Raw genomic sequence first — 24639 nt, 5'->3', positions numbered from 1 at the left:
CGTCTGCCACCCCAGCACCCTCGTCCGTCACAGCCCCCAGCACGTCCCGCCCGTCACCCGCTCCCCAGCACCCCCGCCACGAACCCCCCGCCCTGGTCCCGCAGCCTCCGGTGCAACGCCGCGAACACCCGCGCCGAGCGGGCGCCGGGCCACCCCGCCGGCAGCACGGCCGCCGGCAGGCCCGGATCGGCGTACGGCAGGCGGCGCCAGGAGTCGAGGGCGAGGAGGTAGTCCCGGTACGCCTCCTCGGGCGCCGCCGGCCGTCGCCGCGCCCAACGGCGCAGCACCGGCTCGTGCGCCTCCAGGAACGCGTGGTGCCGGTGGGCCAGTGCGTCCAGATCCCACCAGCGGGCCACCGCCTCAGCGGTCGGATCGAAGCCCAGATGCCGGCCGCGGAACAGGTCCACGTACGGGCCCAGGCCCAGCCGGTCCAGCGTGTGCCGGGTCTCCTCGTACACGTGCGCGGGGGCGATCCACACGCCGGGTGCCGCCGTCCCGAAGCCCAGCCGGGAGAGCCGCGAGCGCAGCAGGTGCCGCTTGTGCCGTTCCTCCTCGGGCACCGAGAAGACCGCCAGCAGCCAGCCGTGGCCCGGGCGGGCGGCGGGCCGGCCGAAGATCCGCCGGTCACCGTCGTCCAGCAACTGCCGCGCCGCGTCGGAGAGTCCGTAGCCCGCCGCGCCGTCCGCCGTCCGGCCGGCGGTCAGCAGGCCGCGCCGCTTCAGCCGGGAGACCGCCGACCGCACCGAGGGCGCGTCCACGCCCACCGCGCCGAGCAGTCGGATCAGCGCCGCGACCGGCAGCGGGCCGGCCGGACGCCCGGCGGCCCCGCGGCCGTACGCACCGTAGAAGGAGACGATCAGCGAACGGGGGGTGGGGGACGGCTGGTGGTCAGTCACGGGGAAACTGTAAAGCGCCCGAACGCAGCCGGAACCGCTGGAGTTTGCCGGTGGGCGTGCGCGGCAGCGCGTCGAGGAACTCGATCTCGCGAGGGCACTTGTAGGGGGCGATCTCCTTTTTGGTGAATTCCCGCAGGTCGTCCGCGGTGTGTCCGGAGCGCGGTACGCCGGCCCGCAGCACCACGTGGGCGACGACGACCTCGCCGCGCCGCTCGTCCGGCCGCCCGGTGACCGCCGCCTCCAGCACGTCGGGGTGGCGGAGCAGCGCCTCCTCGACCTCGGGTCCGGAGACGTTGTGCCCGCCCGAGACGATCAGGTCGTCGGCGCGGCCGAGGAAGGTGTGGCAGCCGTCGGGGTCCCGGACGTAGCGGTCGCCGGTCAGGTTCCAGCCGTTCCTGACGTACGTCGTCTGCCGCTCGTCGGCGAGGTAGCGGCAGCCCACCGGGCCGCGCACGGCCAGCAGGCCGGGCGTGCCGTCGGGCAGCGGCCGGCCCGCGTCGTCGACGATCCGCGTCTCGAAGCCGGGCACCGGGCGCCCGGTCGTACCGGGGCGGGACGTTTCGCCGTCCGCGGCGAGGAAGATGTGCAGCATCTCCGTGGCACCGATCCCGTTGATCAGTGCCAGCCCGGTGGCCGTCCGCCAGGCGTGCCACAGCGCGGCGGGCAGGTGCTCACCCGCGGAGACGCACCGGCGGAGGGACGAGGTGTCGTACGAGCCGATCCGGTCGAGCATCGCCCGGTACGCCGTCGGCGCCGTGAACAGCACGGAGACACGCTGCCGTTGGACGTCCGCCAGCAGTTGCCCGGCGCCCGACCAGGAGGCGAGCACCGTCGAGGCGCCCGCCCGCAACGGGAAGACCAGCAGCCCGCCCAGGCCGAAGGTGAAGCCGAGCGGTGGGCTGCCGCCGAAGACGTCGTCGGGCCGGGGGCGCAGCACCCGCGCCGAGAAGGTGTCGGCGACGGCCAGGACGTCCCGGTGGAAATGCAGGCAGCCCTTGGGCGGCCCGGTGGTCCCCGAGGTGAAGGCGATGAGCGCGACGTCGTCCGCCGAGGTCTCCACCGCGGCGTAGGATGGCGGTTTCTTTGCCGACAGCCGCAGCAGGTCGCCGGGGGAGCCGCCGCCGAACGGCGTCGTCCGCAGGCCGGGCACGGCCGCTTTGACGAGCTCCCCGGTGGACCGCGCGTCGCACAGCGCGTGTCGGATGCGGGCGATGCGGCAGATGGCGGTCAGTTCGCGGGCCCGTTGGGCGTCGGGGACGGTCACCGCGACCGCTCCGGCCTTCATCACCGCCAGCCAGCAGGCGGCGAGCAGTGGGGTGGTCGGGCCGCGGAGCAGCACGCGGTTGCCGGGGACGACGCCCAGGTCGGTGGTGAGCGCGTGCGCGATCCGGGCCACGCGCTCGCGCAGTTCGCCGTACGACCAGACGCTCCCGGCCTTGTCCCGCAGCGCCGGCCGGTCGGGACCCAGCCGTTCCGCCGTCACGTCCAGCAGCTCCGCACCGCAGTTGAGCCGGTCCGGGTAGGGCGGGACGGCCGGGCCGAACGGCAGGTCCGGCCACTGGCCGGGCGGGGGGAGGCTGTCGCGGGGGAAGGTGTCGACGTGTGCCGACGGCAGGAGCTCCATGACGGATCGCGCCCCCTCGTCCGGGGAAGGGTGGAGGTGCGGGGAGGTACGGGGGTACGGGGAGGTGCTGAGAGTACGGGGGGAGCCGCCGGAGGTGCGCGGGGACCGGCGGGGGTACCCGGGGTCTTGCCAGCCGTACGGATGCGCTGCCAGCGTAACGAGACCGTGACGACAGTCAACAGAGCGCGACAGGCTGCCGGGCGCGGCGATTGCAGGATGTCCTCTCCGTCCCCCCCGCCCCCCCGATGACCGACGCCACCGAAAGGAAGAACGGTTCCGATGCCGACCGAGCAGGATTCGCAGGGTTCACAGGATGCGCGGGGCTCGCGGGATCCACACGGCTCACCGGGCTCGCACGGTGTCCCAGGGGTCGGCCCGGCGGGCCGCGCCTCGCTCGGACCGAGACCCGAACAGCGCGCGTGGAGCGCCACGTTACGCACCCTGGCCGCCCGCCGGCTGCGCCCCCTCGCCGAGGCCGGCGAACCCGGACGCGTCAACCGCCCGCTGGTGGCCGCCCTGGGCGAACACGGCCTGCTGGAACGGTTGTTCCCGGCCGACGGAGTGCTCAGCGCCGTCGACCTCTGCCTGCTGCGCGAGGCGCTGGCGCAGGAGTGCACGGAGGCGGAGACGGCCCTCGCCCTCCAGGGCCTGGGCGCCCACCCGGTCGCCCAGGCCGGCACGGAAGCGCAGCGGAACCGCTGGCTGCCGGAGGTCGCCGCCGGGCGGGCCGTCGCCGCCTTCGCCCTGAGCGAGCCGGAGGCGGGCTCCGACGCCGCCGCCCTCCGGTTGCGCGCCGAACCCGCCGGCGAGTCCGGCTGGACCCTGCACGGCGAGAAGCAGTGGATCTCCAACGCCCCGGAGGCCGACTTCTACACCGTCTTCGCCCGGACCCGCCCGGACGCCGGGGCGCACGGCATCACCGCGTTCCTCGTCCCGGCCGGCCGGCCCGGCCTCGGCGGCCGGCCGCTGCGCATGGTCGCCCCGCACCCCATCGGCACCCTCACCTTCGACGGCGTCCCCGTCGGCCCCGACGACGTACTCGGCGAGGTGGACGCCGGCTTCCGCGTCGCCCTGCGCACCCTCGACCTCTTCCGGCCGAGCGTCGGCGCGTTCGCCGTCGGCATGGCCCGCGCGGCCCTGCGCGCCGCCCTCACCCACGCCGCCGAACGCCACGCCTTCGGCGCCCCGTTGAAGGACCTCCAGGCCGTCTCCCACCGCCTCGCCGACATGGCCACCCGCACCGAGGCCGCGTCCCTCCTCGTCCACGCCGCCGCCACCGCCTACGACGCCGGCGAACCGGGCGTCGCCGGCCGTTCGGCCATGGCCAAGCTCTACGCCACCGAGACCGCCCAGTACGTCATCGACGCCGCCATCCAGATCCACGGCGCCCGCGCCCTGGAACAGGGACACCTCCTGGAACACCTGTACCGCGAGGTCCGGGCGACCCGCATCTACGAGGGCGCGACCGAGGTACAGCGCACGATCATCGCGAGGGAGCTGTACCGGTGAGCGCGGAGCGGAAGGAGAACGAGCCGGCGCGGGTGACTCGCGTCAACCCTCCGGAACTGTCCCCGCCCCGCGGCTTCACCCACGCCGTGGCCGCCGAGGGCGGCCGTCTCGTCTTCCTCGCCGGCCAGACGGGACTCGACGCCGAGGGACGCCTGCTCCCGGGCGACCTCCCGGCCCAGTTCGAGCGCGCCCTCACCAACCTCCTCACCGCACTCGCGGCCACCGGCGGGGCCCCGGCCGACCTCGCCCGCGTCACCGTCTACACCACGGACGTCGCGGCGTACCGCGCGTGCGCCGGGGAACTGGGCCGCGTCTGGCGGCGGTTGGCGGGACGCCACTACCCGGCGATGGCGGTCATCGGCGCGGTGCGGCTGTGGGACGAGGAGGCGCTGGTGGAACTGGACGGTGTGGCAGTGCTGCCGTGACACGGCGGTCCGAGGTGTGACGACAACGCACTGGACCCCGCGGGCAGCCCCACCGAGACTCGACACATGAACAACACCGAGCCCGTCAACCTCACCAAGGCACTCGCCTCCTTCGACGACGTCTACAGCCCGCGCATCGTCGCCCGCATGAACGACTACGACGTCCGCGTCGCCCACACCCGGGGCGAGCACGTCTGGCACGTCCACGAGGACACCGACGAGTTCTTCCTCGTCCTGGACGGCCGGTTCGACCTCGCCCTCCGGGACCCCGACGGCTCGGAACGCACGGTGCGCCTCCACAAGGGCGACACCTTCGTGGTCCCCAAGGGCACCGAACACAAGCCGTCCTCCCCGGGCGCCTCCATCCTCATGTTCGAACCCACGGGCACCCCGACGACGGGCGACCGCCACGAGGGCGACCTCCCGGACCACGTGGACAGCACGACGGGGCACGAGCTCCGGCGCTGAGTGCCGGGACAGGAGAGCCGGGCGCCCCGGCCCTCCTCTCCCGCTCACATCACGGCCAGCCCTGCGTCACCTTGTCGGGGGCGGTGTTCCAGCTCCTGGGAACGAACGTGATCACATACGCTCCGCGGTCGAAGTCCGAGTACCCCTCCGACCAGTTACGGAACTTGCTCTCGTAGACGTGCATGGCGCCCAGGCTGCCGTTGGGCGCGTGGTAGTGGTTGCCGTGGGTCCATATGGTCTTCTCGGCGTCGGCTTCCGTCTGGGCCCCGAACCAGCCGTAGTCGAAATTGACGAAACCCTCGCCGGGGCTGGTGGGACTGCGCGGAATGTTCCTGTCCCGCGACATGTCGACCAGACCGGTCGCCCGGTCGGGGCGGAAGGCCTCCGGATCGCCGTACTTCCTCTTGTCGGCGGAACCCGACCGGTCCTGACCGCTCCAGAAGTGCTTCGAGTAGATGACCGCCTTCATCCTGGAGGGATCGTGATTCCCTCCGTCCCGCTCCTTGAACGACGGCGTGTTCCGCAGCGCCGAGTAGAACGTCGAGCGGGTGTCCTCGTTCCGCAGAGCGTCGTTCTCGTTCGCGAGCTCCTTCCTGAGGTTGTCGACGTAGGCGCTCTCGTCATGGGAGTTCGCCAGCGCCCTGTTCATGGCGGCCGCCACATCACGCGCCCGCTTGAACCCCTTGCCCTCGTCGAAGCTGTCCTTCGCGACGCGGCCCTCGAACTCCGCCCGCGTCTCACCCGACCGGGGCCTGCCGTTCTTCAGCGCGCTCTGGTACTTGTCCTCGTCGAAGAACGCGAAAGCCAGTCTGTTCGTCGGGTACTGGCCCGAATTGACCCACGTGACGCCGACGCAACCGTAGGACAGCCATTCACGCTGCTCCTCGGTCATCTGCTGCTTCCTGCCGTCACGATGGCTGTAGACCTGCTGCCACTTGCGTATGTAGTTGCTGACGACCGTCTCCGCCCTGCCGTACGACGGCCGGTACGGGTCGGGCATCCGGTCGAGCGGCTCGGCCGGAGGAGTCACCCTCTCGTCCGAGTCGGGCACCGGGCGGAACGTTCCCGCACCCGGAGGAGCCAGCGCGCTCCCGTTCAGCGCGTTGATGCTCTCGACGTCGTCCGCCGTCAGGTGATGCGTTTCGGCGTAGGACCTCTTCTCTCCCCCGGGACCGCTACCGGTGGCCGCGCCGGCCGACGGCGTCAACGCGGTGGTGCACATGACCGCACCGAGAGCGGCGAAGAGGAGAGTTCTCCGGCGTTCGTACATGGAAGTCGACAACTCCTTGTGTGGTGAGGCGTCGTGGAACGAGAGCGTGCGAAAACGCGATGTGGCGGAGGGGTACGCGATGGGTCGCCGCTCGGAGACCGGACCCGCGCCAACCCACGCTGCGCGGCCGCGGGAAAGCCCTCGCGCGGGCCGGAGCGTGGGGCGCGTCGAAAGCCGGACGCGGCGGTGGCGGCTCGGCCGTCTCCGGGGCGTGACCGTATCGGCCGGCGGCGGGCGGGATGCGACTCGGGCACCCGCGAGGAGGGGCTCGTGGCCCGGGGCGGGTGAGGCCGGCGCGCGTTACTTCAAAAGCGTCGCAGAGGCGACGAGGCACGCCCGGCCAAGGTGGCCCTCCGGGCGGGAAGCAGGACTGAGCTCGAGGTCACGGCGACGGGTGCGAGGGCGCGGAGACGGGTTCCGGCGTAACACTTTTCGGCTCCTGAGTGGGTGATCGGGCTGATACGAACAGTGATCATGTCTCCGAGGTGACTCCACGGCAACACCACGACGTCAAAACCGGCCAACCCGTCATGGGGGCGGTGTTCAGTCGCGCCCAGGACCCCACCCTTCGCCCGCGGGGTGAAGGCCCACGACGCGCAGGGGGGTAAGTGTCCGACCTCCGTTGCGCGCCTGTCCGTCCCGGCGCGGAGTGCTGCTTGCGGCGGGAGGCGCCGGCCGTCTAGCCTGCGGGCAGGAATGGAGCCCGGGAACGTACCTGGGCCACCCCCGGTCATCTTGAGGTACGGAGCGTCGGAAAGCGCCCTCGCCACCACCTCCTTCGCATCTCTCCGTACCTGCCCCGTCCGATTGTTCGCCGACCGGACGGGCGAAAGGCCTTATCGTGACCATCTACTCCCAACACGCCAACCGCGGAAAGACGCAGGTCCTGGCGGCCTATCAAGGGCCGGACGGCGTCGTCTCCAAGACGGTGACGAGTCTTGAGGATTCTCCCGACGCAGCTCGGATCGCCGACGCTCTCAACCGCATCTCCGCTTTCGCCACTGTCCCCGTCAGTGTTTACGACCGTCGGAAACGGGGGGTGGAGCACTACCCGAGCAAGCACCTTGCGGCGCTGACCGACACTGCCGCCCGCGCCGAACTTCTCAGCGGCGCACACAGCCTGTGGTACGAGTACGTATGCCTACGTCTTCATCAGGCGTTGACCGATCTGGACAACGCCCTGACGGGCGTTCCCGAAACAATCGGTAGGGCAGTCCGTGCCGAACTGGTCGAAGAGGCGAGCCAATTGCAGGCGGCACTCGCCGACTATTCGGGAACCGGCTGCGATCTCGAGGAAGAGCCCGTACGTCACTGGCGGTTCGCCCATCCCTTTGTCAATTATGACGACGGTGCAGACACGCTGAGCGACGAAACGCGATCAGCGCTCGATCGTCAGGAGGAGGCGCTCACCGCAAGGGAGCGGGAGAAGGCGGTGGATTCCCTCCGAGTGCTCGTCACGGCACATTCCCGGTGTGCCGGCAGGGGGGTGTCGCTGGACGATCCCAGCGGTGAGATCTTTGCCGAGCCGTCCGGCTCCGAAGGTTTCTACATGACGGTGCAAACTCCGGATCCCAGCGATGACGGCGGATCCTGGGAGATCGAGATCGCCCGCTGGCAGCCGGACGATCCCGACGAAGCGCACGAAGACTGCACGAGCGCTACGGGAATCCCCTTGGTCGGCTGCGCCCTCCCGACCGCGCCCGAAGCCGACGACATCGCGGACTTGCTCCAACTCGTCGTGGAACAGCCGCTGCTTCTCTCCCAGTGGGCCGAGACACCCGTGGGGGCCGCGCTCGACGGGACGAAGGTCGTCGTGACCAAGCGCTACCAGCCCTGATGCATGGCCGGACGGCTGCCGTGCCTCCGATCGCACCGTCCGCGCAGTGCGGCACCTCGCCCTGTTCGCCACGTTCAGGGCGAGGCCGAGGGCGCGCTGTGAACCGGGAAGAGCTTCGTTTCCCAAGCCCTCCGTGACCACATGTGTGTCCGCCATTCCTCCGAGAGCTTCGGCGGAACATCGAGGTACACAGGGCTGCTGCCAAGGGGCGGTCCGGGAGGGTCGGTGAAGCCCGCCCGGGCCGCCATGATGCGAGTGAAGCGGTGCCGCGAGATCGGAAAGCCGCAGGGTCGGCTGGGTCTGGGCGACCTGAGGGACGGTGGTATCCAGGGGGTGCTGAGCGGCGGATCTCGCGGGTGCGGCCCAACCGCGGGCCCGTGCCGGCCTGCGGCCGGGTAAGGTCGGCGGCAGACCGGCGACGCGGGATCAGATGTCTTGGAAGAGGCCAGTGAACGCGCTGACCTGCCGCGATGAGTGGCCTGTGGCCGCTGAGCTGCGCGAATGACCTTTCGGCTGTTTCACGCTCGTGCCGCTTGATGGGGCCGGAAGCCCCGGAAAAGCCCCAGGGGACTCCCACTGCTGACGGGTGCCTTTCGGCTCTGTCGGCAGTACGGGCAGTCGAACGCCCTCGATTCCAGCGAAGGTGGTGGAGCCTGGATGTCGAGTGACTGGCGCTCGGCCGACGCCTTGCGGGATGGTGGGGTCCTGATGATCGACGATGACTCTGCGGTCGCTGGTGGCAGCGAGCCGGCATTGCCCGCCAGCTCTCGGACGCCCTACAGCGAGAGGCCCGTCGCGCGGGCCCGGCGGGCGAAGGCTCAGGAGCTGATCGAGCGGCTCGTCGCCAAGGGCCGCGTTCGGATCGCCGACCCTGATGACGACGAGGTCGCGGAGTGGCGGCGCGTCGTCAACTACGCGAAACGGCACGGCCTGGAACCAGCGGGCAAGCGCATTGAGAAGGTTCCGTACGGTGGGCCCGGGCTGGAGCTCTTCCTTGCGGATGGCCCGCATCCCAACGCGCGGAGTCAACGGCCGGAGGCGGGCGGGGATCCGGTTCCTGTGCCCTCACGACTGGGAAACATCCATCCGATCGTGACCGCGCTCAGAGACGACGAGCGCCGACTCGTCATGCCGTCTGCGCTGCGCCGTAGGTCGCTCCTGCTGTTGCAGGGACTGGCGGCTGAGGCGATCCGGCGCGGATACGAGGTGCGGAAGGCCGGGTCGTCCTTCTACCCGCGCGAGGGCGGAGTGGACATCGCTGTCGACGGCTTCGCGTATACCGTCACCGTCAGACAGGAGTTCCCGGAGTCCACAGATTCGGAGCGTTCCGTTCGTCTTGTCGTGGAGCTGGCCCATGGCCTGACCGGTCGGCCCGGTCGCTGGCGGGATCGCAAGAACCGGACGCTCGAAGAAGCCCTGGGCTTGATCCTTGGAGAGATCGAGGCGCGGGCGGTAGAGGACGCTCGGCGTAGGCAGGAGAAGCAGCAGGCCCACCGTGCACGCGAACTTCGATGGCAAGCGGCCATGGACGCGGCGAAGGAACAAGCTGTCCGTGAACAGCTTGCCCAGGCGCTGTGTGAAGAGGCTGCGCGCTGGCAGGAGGCCGCTGCCCTCAGTGCGTACTGCAATGCATTGGAACGTCGCATCGGCGAGTTGAACGGTGTTGCGGACGAGTCGGCTCTGGACTCAGCTCGACTGTGGCTGGAGTGGGCAAGGGAGTACGTGAGGTCAATCGACCCCTTTACCCCGCTTCCAGGACTGCCGCACACCCATGAGCCCACGCGTGAGGAACTCAAGCCATTTCTCAGGGGTTGGAGTCCCGATGGTCCGGAGCGTCTAGGCGGACGGTGACGCCCGCGTGAGCATTGAGCCGACGTGTTGCCGACGACGCATCATGTGGAGTGCGTCGCCATCCTTGAACCGGCCACAAAAGGCTCCTGACCTGCGATTTTGTCTGCGTGCATTATGTGCGGTGTGGGCGTTATGGGCGATATCTTGACGCTGAAATGACGCTCGTTCTGATGGGGTGTCGGGTGCGCTGCTGGGCCGGTGTCAGGCCACCTGAAGTGCGGCCTGGTGGGCGAGGAGATCTTCTTGAAGTTGTCTACGTGGTGGCGCTGACCTGCATCGATGCGGCTGCACGCGTCCCTGACCTGCATGAATGAGTCTTTCAGCGTCTTTCAGAATCGTGCTGCGTTACGCGGTCGATTCTTCCCACGCGCTCCCCAGCGCCTTCGATACTCCCCAGGTTCTCCCCAGGAAGCGGCGTTGCGGCGGGCCGTGGTGGGATCGGAGGTCAGCCCAGAGGAGACACTGCCAACGGCACGCTGAGTGACGGCCAGGTGCGGGTAGGGCAGAACCTGGCGCCGCGGATGAGCGCAAGGTGCGGATCTGATGCTGCCTGGGCAATGTGCCAGGTACCGGGGACTACCGCCGCACGGCGCGGTCGATGCAGCATCCTCCCGAGAATCGGGTGCTCGGGTGCTTCGCTTTCGGACATCCTTCTGATGGCAGAGCTTGGCGGCAAGGTCCGTGCTGGGGCGGCGACTCAGCCAGCCCCTTGCGCCGCTGCGCATCCACCGAGGCGCCCCGCAGCACGTGCAGCAACACTGATTTCCACTTGCTCATGCGGTGCAGCAGATATTCTCCTGCCTGCAAACTGCACGATGGGGGAGGGCTGGTCCGCATGCGGTTCATCTTCGTTCACGGGACTGGCGTGCGCCGTAGGCGTTACGATCAGTGGGCCAGCCTTGTCACCTCGGGGCTGACCGCGCGCTTCCCCGATGCAGAACTGGTGCCCTGTTACTGGGGCGACGCCTATGGCGCGAAGCTCAGTGCGGGTGGCGCCTCGATCCCGGGGTTCGACGGTACTCGTGGCACGTCGGCTGCGAGCCCGCTCGACCAGGAGACCGCAGAGTGGCTGTTGCTGCTAATGGACCCACTCTGTGAGTTGCGGGTTCTGGCTGAGTCCGCTGTGGAGGACGACGGATTGGGGATGCCGGGAGTCCGTGCTGCAGGCGAAGAGATCGCCGATCGGCTCGCCAAGCTGCAAGGCGACACGGCGCCCAGTGAACTGACGCCGTTGCTCGGGTCCATGGGCATCGAGGCCGGTTACCGAGAAGCCCTGACCACTGTTGCCGGTTCCGCAGAATTCGCTGGCGCGTGCGAAACGGTGCACGAGGCCCCGGCCGTCCGGGAGCTGGCAGCGACCGTGGCCCGCTCGGTTGTCGCCCAGGCTCTGAACGCAGCCGGGGACGAGGCTCTGTGTACCGGTGACGAGCGCGACCGGCTAGTGGACCTCGTCGGCGCCAGGCTGGGCGGCACTGGGCGTTTCCCGGGCGGCCGGGCTGCCGCCGTACTCGGCACGCTCGCCCTGCGGTTGACCACCCAGCCTGCACTCGATCACTGGAGGGCGCCGCTGACTACAGGATCCGTGCCAGCGCTCGGCGACATTCTGCGGTACCAGGCCCGTGGCCGGCCTCTCCGCGACCACCTAGAGAGCCTAATCACAGCGAGCCCCAAACCGACTGTCGTGATCGGTCACAGCCTGGGTGGCATCGCACTCGTGGATCTCTTTGCCCTCGCAGCCGTCGACCAGAGACCGCTGCCCGGGGCGCGACTGCTGGTGACTGTCGGCTCGCAGGCGCCATTTCTGCACGAACTGGGTGCCCTCTCCGGACTGCCGCCGACCGCCGGGCTGCCGCCCGGCTTCCCGCGCTGGCTCAATGTCTTCGACCGTAAGGACCTCCTCGCATACCGGGCGGAACCAGTTTTCCCCGGCGACTCCCGCGTCATCGACCACGAGGTGAGCAGCAGGCAGCCATTTCCCCTTAGTCACAGCGCGTACTGGAAGCTCGATGCGGTGTACGACCGGATCGCAGAGGAGATCGAGGCGCCACGGTGACAGTCGACGGGCATGAACAGATCGACCCGCATCGTGTCTTCGCGCTCGTCGTAGGCATCGAGTCGTACGGCATTAGCCACCGGTGGGACCTGCCCGGCGCGGCCCGCGACGCCGTTCGGTTCGCCGACTGGCTTACCGGCCCCGCCGGCGTCCCGGACCACCAGGTGAACCTACTGCTCTCGCCTCTTGATCGGACCCGGCATGAGCTATCGCGGCACAGTTACCTCTCGCCGACCCGGGACAACGTAGAGCGGATCCTCTTCAAGGAACTTCCTACGTGTGACGGCGATCTGCTGTGGATCTACTGGGCCGGACACGGCTATCTCGACCAAACCCACCAGATGCTCCTCCCTTACGCGGACGCTACCCGTGACTGGACTACGCATCTCAACCTGGAGGCAGCGCTGCGGTGGTGGAAGGGAGCTGGACCGGCTGACGGTCGCTTTCGCCGACAGATAGCCATCGGTGACGCCTGCCGGGTCGATGCCCGCGCGGCAAGCAAGCTCTCCTTCGGCGAGATGGACTACGGAGCACGCCCGCCAGACCCAGGGCGCCGCCAATTTACGCTTTACGCCTCACACGCTGGCGAGGTCGCGCAAAACCGCGCTGACCGGGGCGCTGGCCAGTTCACCGACACTCTGATGCGCCGGCTACACGAGAGCACCCTGAACCAGAGTGTGCACGGACTCGTCGGCATCGCCCGCTCCTTACAGGCTGACTTTCAGCTACTGCGGACCAAGGGGCTTGCCTGGCAGTACCCGCAGTTCGTCATTGACCGCGATTGGAGCGGCTCTACCATCTTCGGCGATCGCTGGACCGATCCCGACTTCGCAGGACCTGGAGCTCCGCGTCTAGACCAGATTGGCTGGAAGGAACTCGGAGCGCTATTGCACGGACGAGGGACCCCTGCCCATACTCACGATGCTTATCACTGGGCCTTCGACATCACCGGCTGCGCGCTTCCCGCTCACCGCGGCCTGCCGCCCGGCGGGCTGATGGCTATCGCTCACGACCTCGACGCTCGACAGGGCAGGCAGCGCGACATGCCGCTCACGCTGCCCTTTATTCGTTATCTCGCTGCATGCTCTCCCGAGCTGCCATGGGCCGAAGCGGCTGACGCCTGGGTCGACGAAACCCGGGAACGCCTGGGTTCGGCTCCCGTCCCTGCCCCACCCCAGCCAGATCCCGAACCCGCGGGTCTACATGCACGGCTCGCGGAAGACACTGAGACCGACGGCGTCTACTGGTTACGGATGTGGCTCTACCGAGAAGGCGCCTTCGAAGCGATTTTTGAGTCGAACCGCCCCCTAGCCATGTCGGAGGTGCAAGATCGGTTGGCCAGGCAGTTGCTCGCAGATCAGGCGGGCGGGCTGACGCGCATCGAGTTCCATGTGCCCTACGGTCTGTTAGAAGAAGAGTTCGAGTGCTGGCGGCTGCCAATCGGAAGGCGGGGAAAGGAGATCGAACTCGGCTGCCACTACGAGGTCCTCGTGCGCTGTCCCGGCGAACGCGATGGCGTGGCAGGGGAGCACTGGCGGCGCAAGTGGCAGTGGTTCAAGGCCCATGGTGGAACTGACCCGAAGGCCGTGCACGAGCTGGGCGACGGCGACGTCAGTGACACCCTCGGCGTCTTTCTACAGGCCACTGAACCGCCCGTGTGCGTGCTGGCCGACGTGTCCCAGCAACGCCTGATGGACACGCTCGACGCCGTGCTGGACGCCGGCGTACCAATTGCCGTCTGGCCACGCCGCGGCCATGCGCCACCGGCCGTAGGCGGGCTGGTGGCCGCGCTTGCGGGAGCAGACGGAATGGATGTCCGTCGGCTTCCTGCGTTGCTGAGAACACTACGGATTCCCCTGCCCGGAGCCCCCACCGACGGGGTGCGACGGTCTTCGTTCCCCTTGGCACTGATGTGGGACGACCCCGAACGCGTACCTGAAAGGCGGCCGCTGTCATGACGGCAAAGGAATGGTGGATCTACCAGGGCCCCGGGACCATCCAGCAGAGGCACATGCGGCTGGCTGAACAGCGGCCGCCCTGGCGTGACTTCTTGGGCGTGCAAGATCCGGAGTACGCTCCCCCGGGGACCGGTGGCTCAGCCTGGCGGGAGACGCACCGCCGGGGCACCGGATACGTGCCGGACATGGCTGAGAAGGACGCGGTCAACACAGCCCTGTACTTGCGCCGACCGCTGCTGGTCACGGGAAAGCCCGGCCTCGGCAAGTCCACGCTCGCGTACAGCATCGCAACCGACCTGGAACTCGGTCCCGTACTGCACTGGCCGATCACCAGTCGCACCACCTTGCGTGATGGCCTGTACCAGTACGACGCAATCGGCAGGCTTCACGATGCCAATCTACGCAACCTCCAACAGGCACCCGCCACCCCCTTAGACCCGTCCATCGCACCGTATCTACGCCTCGGGCCGCTGGGTACTGCACTGCTGGCGCAAGACCGGCCCCGTGTGCTGCTCGTTGACGAGATCGACAAGAGCGACATCGACCTGCCCGGGGATCTGCTCACAGTCTTCGAGGAAGGGGCTTTCGAGATCCCTGAGCTGGTCCGGGTGGCGGCGCAGCAGCCGGAGGTGAGGATCGGTACGCAGGACGATCCACAGGCGCGGGTACGGGTGGAACGCGGGCGGGTGCAGTGCCGGTCCTTCCCCATCGTTGTCCTCACCAGCAACGGAGAACGCGACTTCCCTCCCCCCTTTCTACGACGCTGCATCAGACTGCACATGGAGCCGCCAGGAAAGGAGAAGTTGACGCAGATCGTTCGGCAGCGGCTGGGACTGGACTGCACGTCGGACGAGCGCTACAGGGAACTCGTCGAAGCGTTCATCCACCGACGCATGGACGGCGACCTCGCGACCGACCAACTACTAAATGCCGTTCAACTGCGCTTGAAGGGGGCATGGGCCGACCCGGACGAGCGCACACAGTTCCTGGAGACGGTGCTGCACCGGCTCAGCGGCCCCTCGTCCGTGTGAGGACCCTTCGGTGATCGAGGGATTGCTCGCAGCCCTGCTCGAATCGGGTGTCGACGCCGGACACGAGGAACTGGCTGACATCCTATGGCTAGCCGCGCGCATCAGCGCCGAGGGGCATCTGGCCCGCACGGGCGACGGAGGAGAGCCGGACGTCGAACACGGGACCGTGCCACCGAGCAAGCCAGACCGAGACGACGGTGGGCCTCAGGCCAGCGAACGGTACTACAGCGCCACGCCCGCAGAGGACACGAGTGGTGTCAGTTCGGACGCTCGGCGAGGCGAAGCCGTCCTAGTGCGGCGCGCTCTGGCCCTCGAGAACCCCCTCGGCATTATGAGGGCGCTGCGTCCACTCGGCCGCCGGACGGCACCGGGCGTCACCACGACTGAGTTGGACGAGGAACTCAGCGCCAACAGCAGCGCCGAGCAGGGCATGGTAGTGCCGATACTGAAGCCACAGCGCGGCCGTTGGCTCGACCTAGCTCTGGTCATCGACACACATCACTCGATGCTTCTCTGGCACGACCTGGTCAGCGAGCTGACACGCACCATCGAACAGACTGGCATTTTTCGCGACGTACGAGTGTGGTTCCTAAGCGGTACTGAGGCAGGAGGCACACCGACTGTCGCACGGGCGAACGGCGGCGACTCTCGCCGCCCTCAAGAAGTTGCCGATCCGTCCGGACACCGGCTGGTCCTGGTAGTCACGGACACGGTAGCGGAGGGCTGGAGCGCTACCAGCCTCGAGGCCGTCTTGGCCCAGTGGGCGACACACAGCCCACTGGCACTCCTGAACGTGCTTCCGCGCCGTCTGTGGACCCGGGGCGCGGTGGCCCCAGCGGGTGTCGTTGTACGGGCCGCGCGGCCGGCGGCCCCCAACGCATCGTGGCGCCTGGCCGAGGCAGCTCCACCTGGTGGTCGTTCCAGGCCGAGCTCTAGGAGCCGAGGCCGGCAGGGGCTCGCAGGCAGCATCGCGATTCCCATAGTTGAGGCGTCGCCCCCGGGCCTTGCTGCGCTGGCCTCGCTGGTAGCGGGCGAGGGCCGGTGGAACAGGCTTTCGTGCCTGACAATCGGCCGGACGGGTACGGACAGTGGGCCGGCCCCGGCTCCGGTGTTTGTTGCCGCCCCGGAGCTCGCTGGGACCCAGGCCCTGCGCCGTTTCCAGGAGGCCGCGTCACCTGTCGCCCAGGAGTTGGCGGGCTATCTGTCCGCAGTACCGCTGACCCTTCCCGTGATGACACTCGTACGCCGGGCCATGCTGCCGCACTCGGACCACGGCCATATTGCGGAGGTCGCGCTGGGCGGACTCTTGGAAGGGTGGCAAGACGGTCACGGCATGCGTGACATGGTGCGCTTCGAGTTCCACTTCCTGCCCGGTGTGCGCGAGGCGCTGTTGGGTGCCCAACTGCGCCATGACGTCACTGCGGTACAGGAACTGGTCCGGCGGGAGGTAGCAGGCTACGTCGAACGGCTCGCAGGAGGACTGGGCGGTGATTTCCCAGCGATGCGTACGACAGCCGGGGGAACGGGAGAGCGAAGCATCGGCCCACGGGCAATGCCCTTCTCAGAGTCCGCCCTGCCACGGGCGGCGTGGCAGCAGGAACGGGAACGCTTCTCATTTCCGGTCCCCGGTGGTGTCGTGGCAATGGCTTCGGTTCCTGCCATCAATGGCCGGACGTACCTAGCCACCTACAGCCGACCGGATGGAAAGGTACGAACGTGGGACCCAGAGACGGGCTCCATGGTCAGTGAGCCATTTACGGTGCAGGCGCCTGGAGTCGTGGCAATCGCCGCAGTCCCAAGGCGTGCGAGATCTCCACTGCTCGCGACGGTCGACTATGGCGGGGAAGTGCGCCTTTGGGAATCAACCGACGGAAGATATGTCGGAATTCGATATGCTATTCGCCCAAAAGAAGTGCTGTCTATGGCGGAATTTTGGGAGGCGAACGAGCCTCCACGTCTTGTTGTTACGGAGTATGGCGGAGGATTCCAAATCCGGGACGCTATGAATGGGGCTCCAGTCGGTAAGGCCCTGCGGACCGGCGAGTTCCCCGGACGGGCCGTGACTGCACTCGTAGATCCCGCCGGGCGGCGCTGCCTAGCAACGGCCGACTATAGCGGCATTGTGCGGCTGTGGAATCTTCGAGTAGAACCTGCCGCTCGCCATGAACTAATCACCATTCGTCCGCAAAAGGTGCTGGCCATGGCTGCCATCGATAGAAGTTGGAGTCACAGCCTCCTAGCCACCATGGGGTACGACAGTATTGTTCGCGTATGGGATCCCTTTGTGGGGTCGGAAGTTCCCGACCCCGACCCAGTTCTTGATCTTAATGCGATGGACCCAATCCGATTCGAGAGATTGGTCTTCCGCCTTCTCGAGGAGATGGGTGAGGGGTCAGTGGCTATTGATGAGAGAAGGGATTCAGGAATCGATGCGGTGCTTACTCGTCCAGGCACCGGGGAAACCATTATCGTTCAGGTCAAGCACGTCCGGAGGGTCGTTGCTGGCGAGGTTATCCGTAGCTTTGCCCAGTCCATACGCGACAGTGAGGCCCGCAAGGGCATGGTCATCACGAACGGAACATTTTCAAAATCCAGCATCGAATTTGCCCAAGGGGCCGGCCGTATTCAGCTAATCGATGGCCGTGCGCTGCGAGGACTGATGCGGGAGCATCTTGGAATCGACTTCTTCCTCGAATCGCCGCCGAATGCGCCGCCAGCGACCCGTGACAGCCGCTGACGCGGTCCGTTCGCCCGAGTTTCGCTTCTTCCTGCACGCAGCGGCACAGCGCCGGGGCGCGCAGGTGGGGATGCCGACCAAACGGATCGGCGCCTCAGCGCCTGCACCGCGAGATCGCCGGTGGCGTTCCGGGTAGGGGGTGACTTGCGGAGAACGAGCTTGGTGGAGCGGGGGTAACAGGCCACGCGGTCGAGGGTGGTGTGCCTCCAGCCCTCGACGAGCTGTGGTCCATGTGAGGAGCAGGAGTGGGAGGGACCCAGCGCTTAGAAGGCGCCTGCTCTGTTCCTGCACTTTCGCTCGTTCAGATCGACCGCTCGGTGGCTGGGCGTCAGCGATTTCGGGGTCAGCATGGTGATTCGCTCACGGCAGACGCATTGAGCCCGGAAGGGACTGGAATTTCGCGGCGAAGGAAGTGAACCTAGAGCAGCTCACGGAAGATCGTCTGCGTGATCGGCGGAACATAGCACGGGATCGCCGGTTACCCAAACCGGCGATCCTCCGGACTATTGGAGAGGTTCGGTCGCCGTGCGATTCACAGGCGGTGCCCGGACTGCCGTGCCTACCCCCACGCCTCACCCAAGGAGCTCACCCATGGCTGCAGTTTTTGGCGCCAAAACGTTTCATGCGACCGATCGGCAGTGCTTTTCGATCCTGGACTGGGCCGCCGAGCAGCCGCAGAACGGTCTCGTACTGCGGGCCTTCCTGGCGTCCATCGCCCTCGCGGCGCTGCAGCCGAAGGAGGCCCTGCTGCTGCGTGTCCGAGACGTGGAACTCGTGGACGACGGCAATGGTTGGCTGCTGATCCATCCTCAGGGACAAGAGCGCCGCGAGACGGATTCGGAGCGCGCGGGCCACGAACGGCGTGTACCCGCCTGCCGGGAGTTGGTGGCGCTCCTGAAGGCGGAGATCACCCGGCGCGATCTTCGCCCCGATGACGCGATATTCGCTCTCGACGACGGGCGACCGCTGACCGCTCCGGTCTACCGGAAGATTTGGCAGCAAGCGCGGGCGGCGGTTCTGGAAGCGCACGAGGCCGACTCGTCGCTTGGCAGGAATATCTCCGCTCTGCGTGACGCGTGCGTCGCGGCGTGGCTGAAGAACGGTGACCAGAGCGCGGCGCACATCTTCGTGGTAGCCGAGTGCGCCGGAATGAGCGCTCCTCGCCTCGCCGAACGCTTCGCGCACTGCCTTCGTAAGCCGACACGGGATGAAATCCCTTGGGACCGGCTCGAAGCTGCCCTCGCCCTTCCTGACCTGTCGAGTGAGCCGGCCTCGGCCGCCGTGCGCCGTCCGTAGCGCTTTCCGCGTTGCGGATCGTCTGCGATTCCCTTCCTGCTGCTTGACAAGGCGACGGGTGGGCCGAATTGGATTTTCCCCCCCGCCCGGGCTCACTCCGCCCCTACCTCACAGAGAACCACCGATGCCTGGACGATCTTCGCTTGCCGCTACCGCTTCCTCAGGCGCCACATCCGCCACCTTCCTGACCGTGAAGGACGCCGCCGACTATCTCGGCCTCTCACCCCACACGCTCTACGTCTGGCGCCACCGTCGCCAGGGACCCCCGAGCTTCCGTATGGGAACCCGCGGTCGCGTCATGTACCGGCTCGAAGCGCTCGACGCCTGGGTCCGTGAACAGGAACAGGCCGACTCCCGCTCCAACCCGGCCCTCAACCCGCTCAACACCCCTCCGCAGGAGCGGTCGAGCCGCTTCCTCAGAGCCTGAACCCTCAAGCGTCGTAAAGCTTGCCGCCATCCCCATCACCAAGGAGTTCCACCTGGCCGGCTACATAGAAGACCGATGGCTGAAGAAGCGCCCCAACCCGAAGATCGGCAAACGTGACCGTACCGCCATGTACGGCAAGTGCACCCGCTATCGCGTCAAGGGCATCGCCGGTGTCAAGGACCGTTCCCTCGACGCCCTCCAGGACGCCAAGACCTGGCTCGCCCAGGCTCAGACCGACGCTCGCCGTGGCGAGTTCGTCGATCCGCGCGATGGGGCCATCTCCCTCAAGGACTACATCGCGACCCACTGGTGGCCCACCCAGAGCGGTGACCCGTCCACGATCGAACGGATCGAGCAGAGGGTACGCCGGCACATCGTTCCCCACCTGGGCGCTCAGCCGCTCAACGCCATCGGCACAGAAGTCCTGCGCCACTGGAAGAAGCGGCTGGAGAAGGACCTCGGTCCGACCTCGATCCGTCTCGTCTGGGCGACGCTCTCCAGCATCCTCCAGGCCGCCGTCGAGGACCGTCGCCTCGGACGCAATCCATGTCGGTCCAGCACGGTTGGCCCTCCGGCCGCCACACCCGGCAGGGTCGAGGCGTGGCCACCCGAACGGGTGCTGGCGGTACGGGCGGCCCTGCCCGACCGCTACCAGCTCCTCCTTGTGATCGGAGCGGGCCTTGGACTCCGGCAAGGGGAGGCGCTCGGGCTTGCCCTGGAGGACATCGACTTCGCCAAGGAGGTTGTCCACGTCCGGCGGCAGGTCAAGATGGTGCGGGCGAGGCTGTGCTTCGCCCTCCCCAAGGGCCGCAAGGTTACGGGACGTGCCGCTGCCATCCAGCGTGGCTCGGGCCATCCAGCAGCACACGGAGCAGTTCGCGCCGATCCCGGTCACGCTGCCTTGGGACGACCCGACTCCTGCCGAGACGCCGGTTGAAGCCAAACACCGGCGGCCGAGGACCTACAGCCTCCTGGTGACGGGACGCGAGCGGAAGGCCGTCAACCGGAACTACTTTAACTCCTACGTGTGGAAGCCCGCTCTGGCCACGGCGGACGTGATCGCCCCGCTGGACGAGGTCAGCACCGACGGTGCCCGTGTGTGGGAGCCGTCCCGGGAGCACGGCTTCCACGCCCTGCGCCACTTCTACGCCTCCGAGGAACTGGAGGCTGGTGAATCGATCGTCTCCCTGGCACGCTGGCTGGGGCACTCCGACCCCGGGTTCACGCTGCGGAAGTACTCCCACTTCCTGCCCCGCGCCGGTACACGAGGCAGCGCCGCCATCGACGCGATCTTCGCGTAATTGTGGCCAGTCGGCAGAGTCTGTGGAACCTGGCTCGTAGCCCGCCGCAGGCCCAAAGTCCCAGAGAAGTCCCAGAGATGCCGCCGTACCCTTCCCTGACCCGCTAAGTAGCAGGTCAGACGGGGTGCGGCGGCATCCGCATATCAAATATCCCGGAAAATCTCGATCTGGGCGCCGATCGAGTTGAGGCGTTCCGCCAGGTCCTCGTAGCCCCGGTTGATGACGTACACGTTGCGCAGTACGGATGTGCCCTCCGCCGCCATCATGGCGAGGAGGACGACGACCGCCGGGCGGAGGGCCGGGGGGCACATCATCTCGGCCGAGCGCCAGCGGGTGGGGCCTTCGACGAGGACGCGGTGGGGGTCGAGGAGTTTGACGTCGGCGCCGAGGCGGTTGAGGTCGGTGAGGTAGATGGCGCGGTTGTCGTAGACCCAGTCGTGGATGAGGGTCTGGCCTTGGGCGAAGGCGGCGATGGCGGCGAAGAAGGGGACGTTGTCGATGTTGAGGCCGGGGAACGGCATGGGGTGGATCTTGTCGATGGGGGCCCGGAGTTTGGAGGGGCGGACGGTGAGGTCCAGGAGGCGGGTGCGGCCGTTGTTGGCGCGGTACTCGGGGCTGCGCTCGTGGTCGAGGCCCATTTCCTCCAGGACGGCCAGTTCGATCTCCATGAACTCGACGGGGACCCGGCGGATGGTCAGTTCCGATTCGGTGATCACCGCTGCGGCCAGCAGGCTCATGGCCTCGACCGGGTCCTCCGACGGCGCGTAGTCGACGTCGCGGTCGATGCGGGCCACGCCGTGGACGGTGAGGGTGGTGGTGCCGATGCCCTCGACCTTGACGCCGAGCTCCTCCAGGAAGAAGCAGAGGTCCTGGACCATGTAGTTGGAGCTGGCGTTGCGGATGACGGTGATGCCGTCGTGCCGGGCGGCGGCGAGGAGGGCGTTCTCGGTGACGGTGTCGCCGCGCTCGGTCAGGACGATGGCGCGGGTCGGGGAGACGCTGCGGTCGACCTTCGCGTGGTACGTGCCGTCGGTGGCGGTGATCTCCAGGCCGAAGTGGCGCAGCGCGGTCATGTGCGGCTGCACGGTACGGGTGCCGAGGTCGCAGCCGCCCGCGTAGGGGATGCCGAACTGGTCCATGCGGTGCAGCAGCGGGCCGAGGAACATGATGACGCTGCGGGTCCGCCGGGCGGCCTCGCGGTCCATCGATTCCAGGTCGAGGTCGGCCGGCGGGATGATCTCCAGGTCGTTGCCGTCGTTGATCCAGCGGGCGCGGACGCCGATGCTGCCGAGGACCTCCAGGATCCGGTAGACCTCCTCGATCCGGGCCACCCGTCGGAGGGTGGTGCGGCCGGCGTTGAGGAGGGTCGCGCAGAGGAGGGCCACGCAGGCGTTCTTGCTGGTCTTGACGTCGATCGCACCGGACAGCCGGCGCCCGCCGACCACTCGCAGGTGCATGGGTCCGGCGTAGCCGAGGGAGACGATCTCACTGTCCAGCGCTTCACCGATACGGGCGATCATATCAAGACTGATGTTCTGATTTCCTCGCTCGATGCGGTTCACCGCGCTCTGGCTGGTGCCGAGCGCGTCGGCGAGCTGTGACTGGGTCCAGCCGCGGTGCTGCCGGGCGTCACGAATGAGCTTGCCGATGCGGGAGAGGTAAGCGTCTGTCATGAGGTAGACGGTATCTCAGATATGAGATCTTTCGCGGGAGGGTGGCCTTGATCTATCGTTGTTCTATTGTCATGCGAACAAGTTGTGGACGTATCGGGGGCGCGCCCCCGTCGAGAGGTGGCCGGTGAACCTTCCCCTGCGCACCGCCGCGAGGCCCTGGCGTCCGGCCCTCGTCGCGCTGCCGTACCTCCTGGCGGCCGCCGTCTTCCTGGTGGTCTTCGACGGGCGCCGGAACCGGATGGCGGACCGGCTGGCCACCCACTTCGACGGCTCGGGCCGGGCGGACGGCTTCACCGCCAGGAGCGCCTTCCCCTACGAGGGCCTGGCCATCGTCCTCGCGCTCGCCGTCCTCTTCGCCGCCCTCTCCTTCTTCCTCGAACTGGAAGCGCTCTCCTGGCGCGTCCTCGCCGCGACCGCCTACGCCGTGGCCGCGCTGATCGCCTCGCTCTTCGTGTGGACCGTCCTCGGCAACGCGTCCGCCGACACCCCCGAGGAGGCCCGGCTCGGTCCCGGCACCCTCGCGACCGCCCTGCCGGCCACGCTTCTCGCGGGCGCCCTCGGCGTCGTGCTCGCAGGCCTCACCGCCCCGCGCCCCCGCCCGGTGGCCGCCCCCGCCCCCACCCGCCCCGCACCGCGCCTGGCGCTGGGCGCCACGGAAGGCGCGGTCTGGACGCGGTCCGTGGTCTCGCGCCCCCTGCTCGGCCTCGGCGGTGCCTTCGTCGTCGCCGGGGCCGGCTTCGCACTCGCCTCCGGCTGGGAAGCCGGTCTCGCTCTGGGTGCCGGCGGCATCCTGCTCCTCGCCCTGCCCGGCGCGCGCGTCACCGTCGACCGCCACGGCCTCACGGCCGCGCCCCTGTGGGCGCCCCGGCCCCGGCTGAGGATCGGCCTCGACCGCGTGGTGTCGGCCGAGAGCCGGCCCGTCGACGCCTTCCGCGAGTTCGGCGGCTGGGGGTACCGGGCGCGGTCCGGGCGCAGCGGGCTCGTGCTGCGCTCCGGCGACGCCCTGGTGATCCGGCTGACGACCGGCGGCGAGTTCGTCGTCACGGTCGACGACGCGGCGACCGCCGCCGCCCTGCTCAACACCCTCGCCGACCGGGCCCGCCCGCGCGCGGACGACGGGGGCTGAGGTGCTCGTCCGGCTCGACCACGGGGCGCCCGTGCCCCTCGGCGACCAGATCGCCGCGTCCGTCCGCGCCGCGGTCGCCGACGGCTCGGTCCGTCCGGGGGAGCGGCTGCCCGCCGCCCGCGCCCTGGCCGACTCGCTCGGCGTCAACGTGCACACCGTGCTCCGCGGCTACCAGCGCCTGCGCGACGAGGGAATCATCGAACTCCGGCGCGGCCGGGGCGCGGTGGTCACCGCGGGCGACGCCGTCGCCGACCGCGCCCGGCTGCTCGCCGCCGCCGGCCGGCTCGTCAGCGAGGCCCGCTCCTCCGGCCTGGGGGACGAGGCCATCCTGGACCTCGTCCGCGTCAGTCTCGGGCCTGCCTGACTCGGGGACCGGGCAGGGAAGTTGACGGCCGTCGGGAAGGGACCGGGCCCTGCGGGGACGTCCGGGGCGTTCGTTCTTTCGTGCGGGACACTGGAAGCACAGGGCGACGGCGAGGGGAGCCGACGATGACCGAACGCAAGCCGCCGGGCATGGACTTCGAGACCTGGGCCGACCGGCAGATCCGCGAGGCCGCCGCACGCGGCGAGTTCTCGGACCTCCCGGGTTTCGGCAAGCCGCTGCCCGCCCTCGATCGGCCCTACGACGACCTGTGGTGGGTCAAGGAGAAGATGCGGCGGGAGAACCTGTCGTTCCTGCCTCCCTCCCTCGTCCTCCGCAAGGAGGCGGAGGACGCCCACGCGGCGGCGCTCGCGGCGGGATCGGAACGCGAGGTCCGGCGCCTCGTCGCCGAGATCAACGAGAAGATCGCCGCGGCGCTGCGCAGGCCGCCCGAGGGCCCGCCGCTCCGCCTCGCGCCGTTCGACGTGGAGGACGTCGTCCGCGCCTGGCGCGAAGCGCTGCGCGGCCGGCTGCGGGAAACGGGGTGACGCGGGAGGGGTGGGAAGGGTAGGGCGGCGGTATGGGGGGCGGGGGCGCGGACGGCGAGACCCCGCCCGCCCCCTCACTCAGCCCTCGTTCACCTCACCCTTCACCCCACCCGTCACCCACCCGGCCGTACGCCACCGCCGGATCCCGGGGTTCCGCCCGGCCGTCCCCTTTGCGATGATCGATTCCGGCGCCCCGCGGCTTCCCGCCGGGAAAAGCCGGGCGGGCGCGCCCGGGAAAGTCAGGAGCA

Annotated in this window: 20 protein-coding genes; 16 read left to right on the top strand and 4 right to left on the bottom strand. The window is 68.7% G+C overall.

All coding sequences use genetic code 11. The features are described from left to right. Positions 1–53: 53 nt before the first annotated feature. Both ACZ6X9_RS26920 and ACZ6X9_RS26915 read right to left on the bottom strand, forming a co-directional pair. Positions 54–896 (bottom strand): PaaX family transcriptional regulator, encoded by an 843-nt coding sequence (locus ACZ6X9_RS26920; protein ID WP_469780584.1) that lies wholly within the window; start codon positions 894–896, stop codon positions 54–56. Continuing rightward, a complete protein-coding gene (locus tag ACZ6X9_RS26915) occupies positions 889–2520 on the bottom strand; it encodes an AMP-binding protein (protein WP_469780583.1) in 1632 nt (543 codons plus the stop codon). The genes ACZ6X9_RS26920 and ACZ6X9_RS26915 overlap by 8 nt, the downstream gene beginning before the upstream one ends. Before the next feature lie 279 nt (positions 2521–2799). Here ACZ6X9_RS26915 and ACZ6X9_RS26910 point away from each other — a divergent pair, with 279 nt between their 5' ends. From ACZ6X9_RS26910 to ACZ6X9_RS26900, 3 genes are all read left to right on the top strand, one after another. Beyond that, a complete protein-coding gene (locus ACZ6X9_RS26910) occupies positions 2800–4029 on the top strand; it encodes an acyl-CoA dehydrogenase family protein (protein WP_469780582.1) in 1230 nt (409 codons plus the stop codon). Then, a complete protein-coding gene (locus ACZ6X9_RS26905) occupies positions 4026–4454 on the top strand; it encodes a RidA family protein (protein WP_469780581.1) in 429 nt (142 codons plus the stop codon). Before ACZ6X9_RS26910 ends, ACZ6X9_RS26905 begins: the two co-directional genes overlap by 4 nt. 66 nt (positions 4455–4520) lie before the next feature. Next, positions 4521–4922 (top strand): cupin domain-containing protein, encoded by a 402-nt coding sequence (locus ACZ6X9_RS26900; RefSeq protein ID WP_469780580.1) that lies wholly within the window; start codon positions 4521–4523, stop codon positions 4920–4922. Between the two features lie 49 nt (positions 4923–4971). Here ACZ6X9_RS26900 and ACZ6X9_RS26895 read toward each other — a convergent pair whose 3' ends face one another. Beyond that, a complete protein-coding gene (locus ACZ6X9_RS26895; RefSeq protein ID WP_469780579.1) occupies positions 4972–6192 on the bottom strand; it encodes a protein-glutamine gamma-glutamyltransferase in 1221 nt (406 codons plus the stop codon). 841 nt (positions 6193–7033) lie between these two features. On the opposite strand from ACZ6X9_RS26895, the gene ACZ6X9_RS26890 reads away from it, so the two are divergent. The 10 genes from ACZ6X9_RS26890 to ACZ6X9_RS26845 all read left to right on the top strand — a co-directional run bounded on the left by ACZ6X9_RS26890 (position 7034) and on the right by ACZ6X9_RS26845 (position 20683). Next, a complete protein-coding gene (locus ACZ6X9_RS26890; RefSeq protein ID WP_469780578.1) occupies positions 7034–8029 on the top strand; it encodes a hypothetical protein in 996 nt (331 codons plus the stop codon). 708 nt (positions 8030–8737) lie between these two features. Further along, positions 8738–9880, top strand: a complete 1143-nt coding sequence (locus ACZ6X9_RS26885; RefSeq protein WP_469780577.1) for a hypothetical protein — start codon at positions 8738–8740, stop codon at positions 9878–9880. 835 nt (positions 9881–10715) lie between these two features. After that, complete coding sequence (locus ACZ6X9_RS26880; protein ID WP_356079663.1) at positions 10716–11933, top strand: RBBP9/YdeN family alpha/beta hydrolase; 1218 nt, start codon at positions 10716–10718, stop codon at positions 11931–11933. Beyond that, a complete protein-coding gene (locus ACZ6X9_RS26875; protein ID WP_469780576.1) occupies positions 11930–13891 on the top strand; it encodes a VMAP-C domain-containing protein in 1962 nt (653 codons plus the stop codon). Before ACZ6X9_RS26880 ends, ACZ6X9_RS26875 begins: the two co-directional genes overlap by 4 nt. Next, positions 13888–14922 carry an AAA family ATPase gene (locus ACZ6X9_RS26870; RefSeq protein WP_469780575.1) on the top strand — a complete coding sequence of 345 codons (1035 nt, stop codon included), beginning with the start codon at positions 13888–13890 and terminating at the stop codon, positions 14920–14922. The genes ACZ6X9_RS26875 and ACZ6X9_RS26870 overlap by 4 nt, the downstream gene beginning before the upstream one ends. 10 nt (positions 14923–14932) lie before the next feature. Next, entirely contained in the window at positions 14933–17659 is a 2727-nt protein-coding gene (locus ACZ6X9_RS26865) for an SAV_2336 N-terminal domain-related protein (RefSeq protein ID WP_469780574.1), read from the top strand. 591 nt (positions 17660–18250) lie between these two features. Further along, positions 18251–18955, top strand: a complete 705-nt coding sequence (locus tag ACZ6X9_RS26860) for a hypothetical protein (RefSeq protein WP_469780573.1) — start codon at positions 18251–18253, stop codon at positions 18953–18955. After that, positions 18867–19382 (top strand): helix-turn-helix transcriptional regulator, encoded by a 516-nt coding sequence (locus tag ACZ6X9_RS26855; RefSeq protein ID WP_469780572.1) that lies wholly within the window; start codon positions 18867–18869, stop codon positions 19380–19382. Before ACZ6X9_RS26860 ends, ACZ6X9_RS26855 begins: the two co-directional genes overlap by 89 nt. A 127-nt stretch (positions 19383–19509) precedes the next feature. After that, positions 19510–20319 (top strand): tyrosine-type recombinase/integrase, encoded by an 810-nt coding sequence (locus tag ACZ6X9_RS26850; RefSeq protein WP_469780571.1) that lies wholly within the window; start codon positions 19510–19512, stop codon positions 20317–20319. A 37-nt stretch (positions 20320–20356) separates the two neighbouring features. Next, positions 20357–20683: an integrase gene (locus tag ACZ6X9_RS26845; protein ID WP_469780570.1), complete on the top strand. Its 327-nt coding sequence runs from the start codon at positions 20357–20359 to the stop codon at positions 20681–20683. 143 nt (positions 20684–20826) lie between these two features. Here the strand turns inward: ACZ6X9_RS26845 and ACZ6X9_RS26840 are convergent, their stop codons facing one another. Further along, positions 20827–22356, bottom strand: coding sequence for a helix-turn-helix domain-containing protein (locus tag ACZ6X9_RS26840; protein WP_469780569.1), 1530 nt, complete (start codon positions 22354–22356; stop codon positions 20827–20829). A gap of 124 nt (positions 22357–22480) precedes the next feature. Here ACZ6X9_RS26840 and ACZ6X9_RS26835 point away from each other — a divergent pair, with 124 nt between their 5' ends. The 3 genes from ACZ6X9_RS26835 (at position 22481) to ACZ6X9_RS26825 (ending at position 24391) form a co-directional block, all read left to right on the top strand. Beyond that, positions 22481–23482: a hypothetical protein gene (locus ACZ6X9_RS26835; protein WP_469780568.1), complete on the top strand. Its 1002-nt coding sequence runs from the start codon at positions 22481–22483 to the stop codon at positions 23480–23482. Between the two features lies 1 nt (position 23483). Then, positions 23484–23846: a GntR family transcriptional regulator gene (locus tag ACZ6X9_RS26830; protein ID WP_469780567.1), complete on the top strand. Its 363-nt coding sequence runs from the start codon at positions 23484–23486 to the stop codon at positions 23844–23846. A 125-nt stretch (positions 23847–23971) separates the two neighbouring features. After that, the gene (locus tag ACZ6X9_RS26825) at positions 23972–24391 is read left to right on the top strand and encodes a DnaJ family domain-containing protein (RefSeq protein WP_469780566.1); all 420 of its coding nucleotides are present in this window, start codon (positions 23972–23974) and stop codon (positions 24389–24391) included. The last annotated feature ends 248 nt before the right edge of the window (positions 24392–24639 follow it).

Source organism: Streptomyces sp. NPDC052910, from assembly GCF_055585605.1.
Note: the sequence above shows the minus strand (reverse complement) of the source record. Positions and strands in the feature narration are given on the sequence as shown.

Bases quoted from the DNA above. Each gene is read 5' to 3' on its own strand.
- ACZ6X9_RS26915 (WP_469780583.1), bottom strand. From the start codon at position 2,520: ATGGAGCTCCTGCCGTCGGCACACGTCGACACCTTCCCCCGCGACAGC.
- ACZ6X9_RS26910 (WP_469780582.1), top strand. From the start codon at position 2,800: ATGCCGACCGAGCAGGATTCGCAGGGTTCACAGGATGCGCGGGGCTCG.
- ACZ6X9_RS26900 (WP_469780580.1), top strand. From the start codon at position 4,521: ATGAACAACACCGAGCCCGTCAACCTCACCAAGGCACTCGCCTCCTTC.
- ACZ6X9_RS26895 (WP_469780579.1), bottom strand. From the start codon at position 6,192: ATGTACGAACGCCGGAGAACTCTCCTCTTCGCCGCTCTCGGTGCGGTC.
- ACZ6X9_RS26885 (WP_469780577.1), top strand. From the start codon at position 8,738: ATGATCGACGATGACTCTGCGGTCGCTGGTGGCAGCGAGCCGGCATTG.
- ACZ6X9_RS26880 (WP_356079663.1), top strand. From the start codon at position 10,716: ATGCGGTTCATCTTCGTTCACGGGACTGGCGTGCGCCGTAGGCGTTAC.
- ACZ6X9_RS26870 (WP_469780575.1), top strand. From the start codon at position 13,888: ATGACGGCAAAGGAATGGTGGATCTACCAGGGCCCCGGGACCATCCAG.
- ACZ6X9_RS26860 (WP_469780573.1), top strand. From the start codon at position 18,251: ATGGCTGCAGTTTTTGGCGCCAAAACGTTTCATGCGACCGATCGGCAG.
- ACZ6X9_RS26855 (WP_469780572.1), top strand. From the start codon at position 18,867: ATGAAATCCCTTGGGACCGGCTCGAAGCTGCCCTCGCCCTTCCTGACC.
- ACZ6X9_RS26850 (WP_469780571.1), top strand. From the start codon at position 19,510: ATGTACGGCAAGTGCACCCGCTATCGCGTCAAGGGCATCGCCGGTGTC.
- ACZ6X9_RS26840 (WP_469780569.1), bottom strand. From the start codon at position 22,356: ATGACAGACGCTTACCTCTCCCGCATCGGCAAGCTCATTCGTGACGCC.
- ACZ6X9_RS26825 (WP_469780566.1), top strand. From the start codon at position 23,972: ATGACCGAACGCAAGCCGCCGGGCATGGACTTCGAGACCTGGGCCGAC.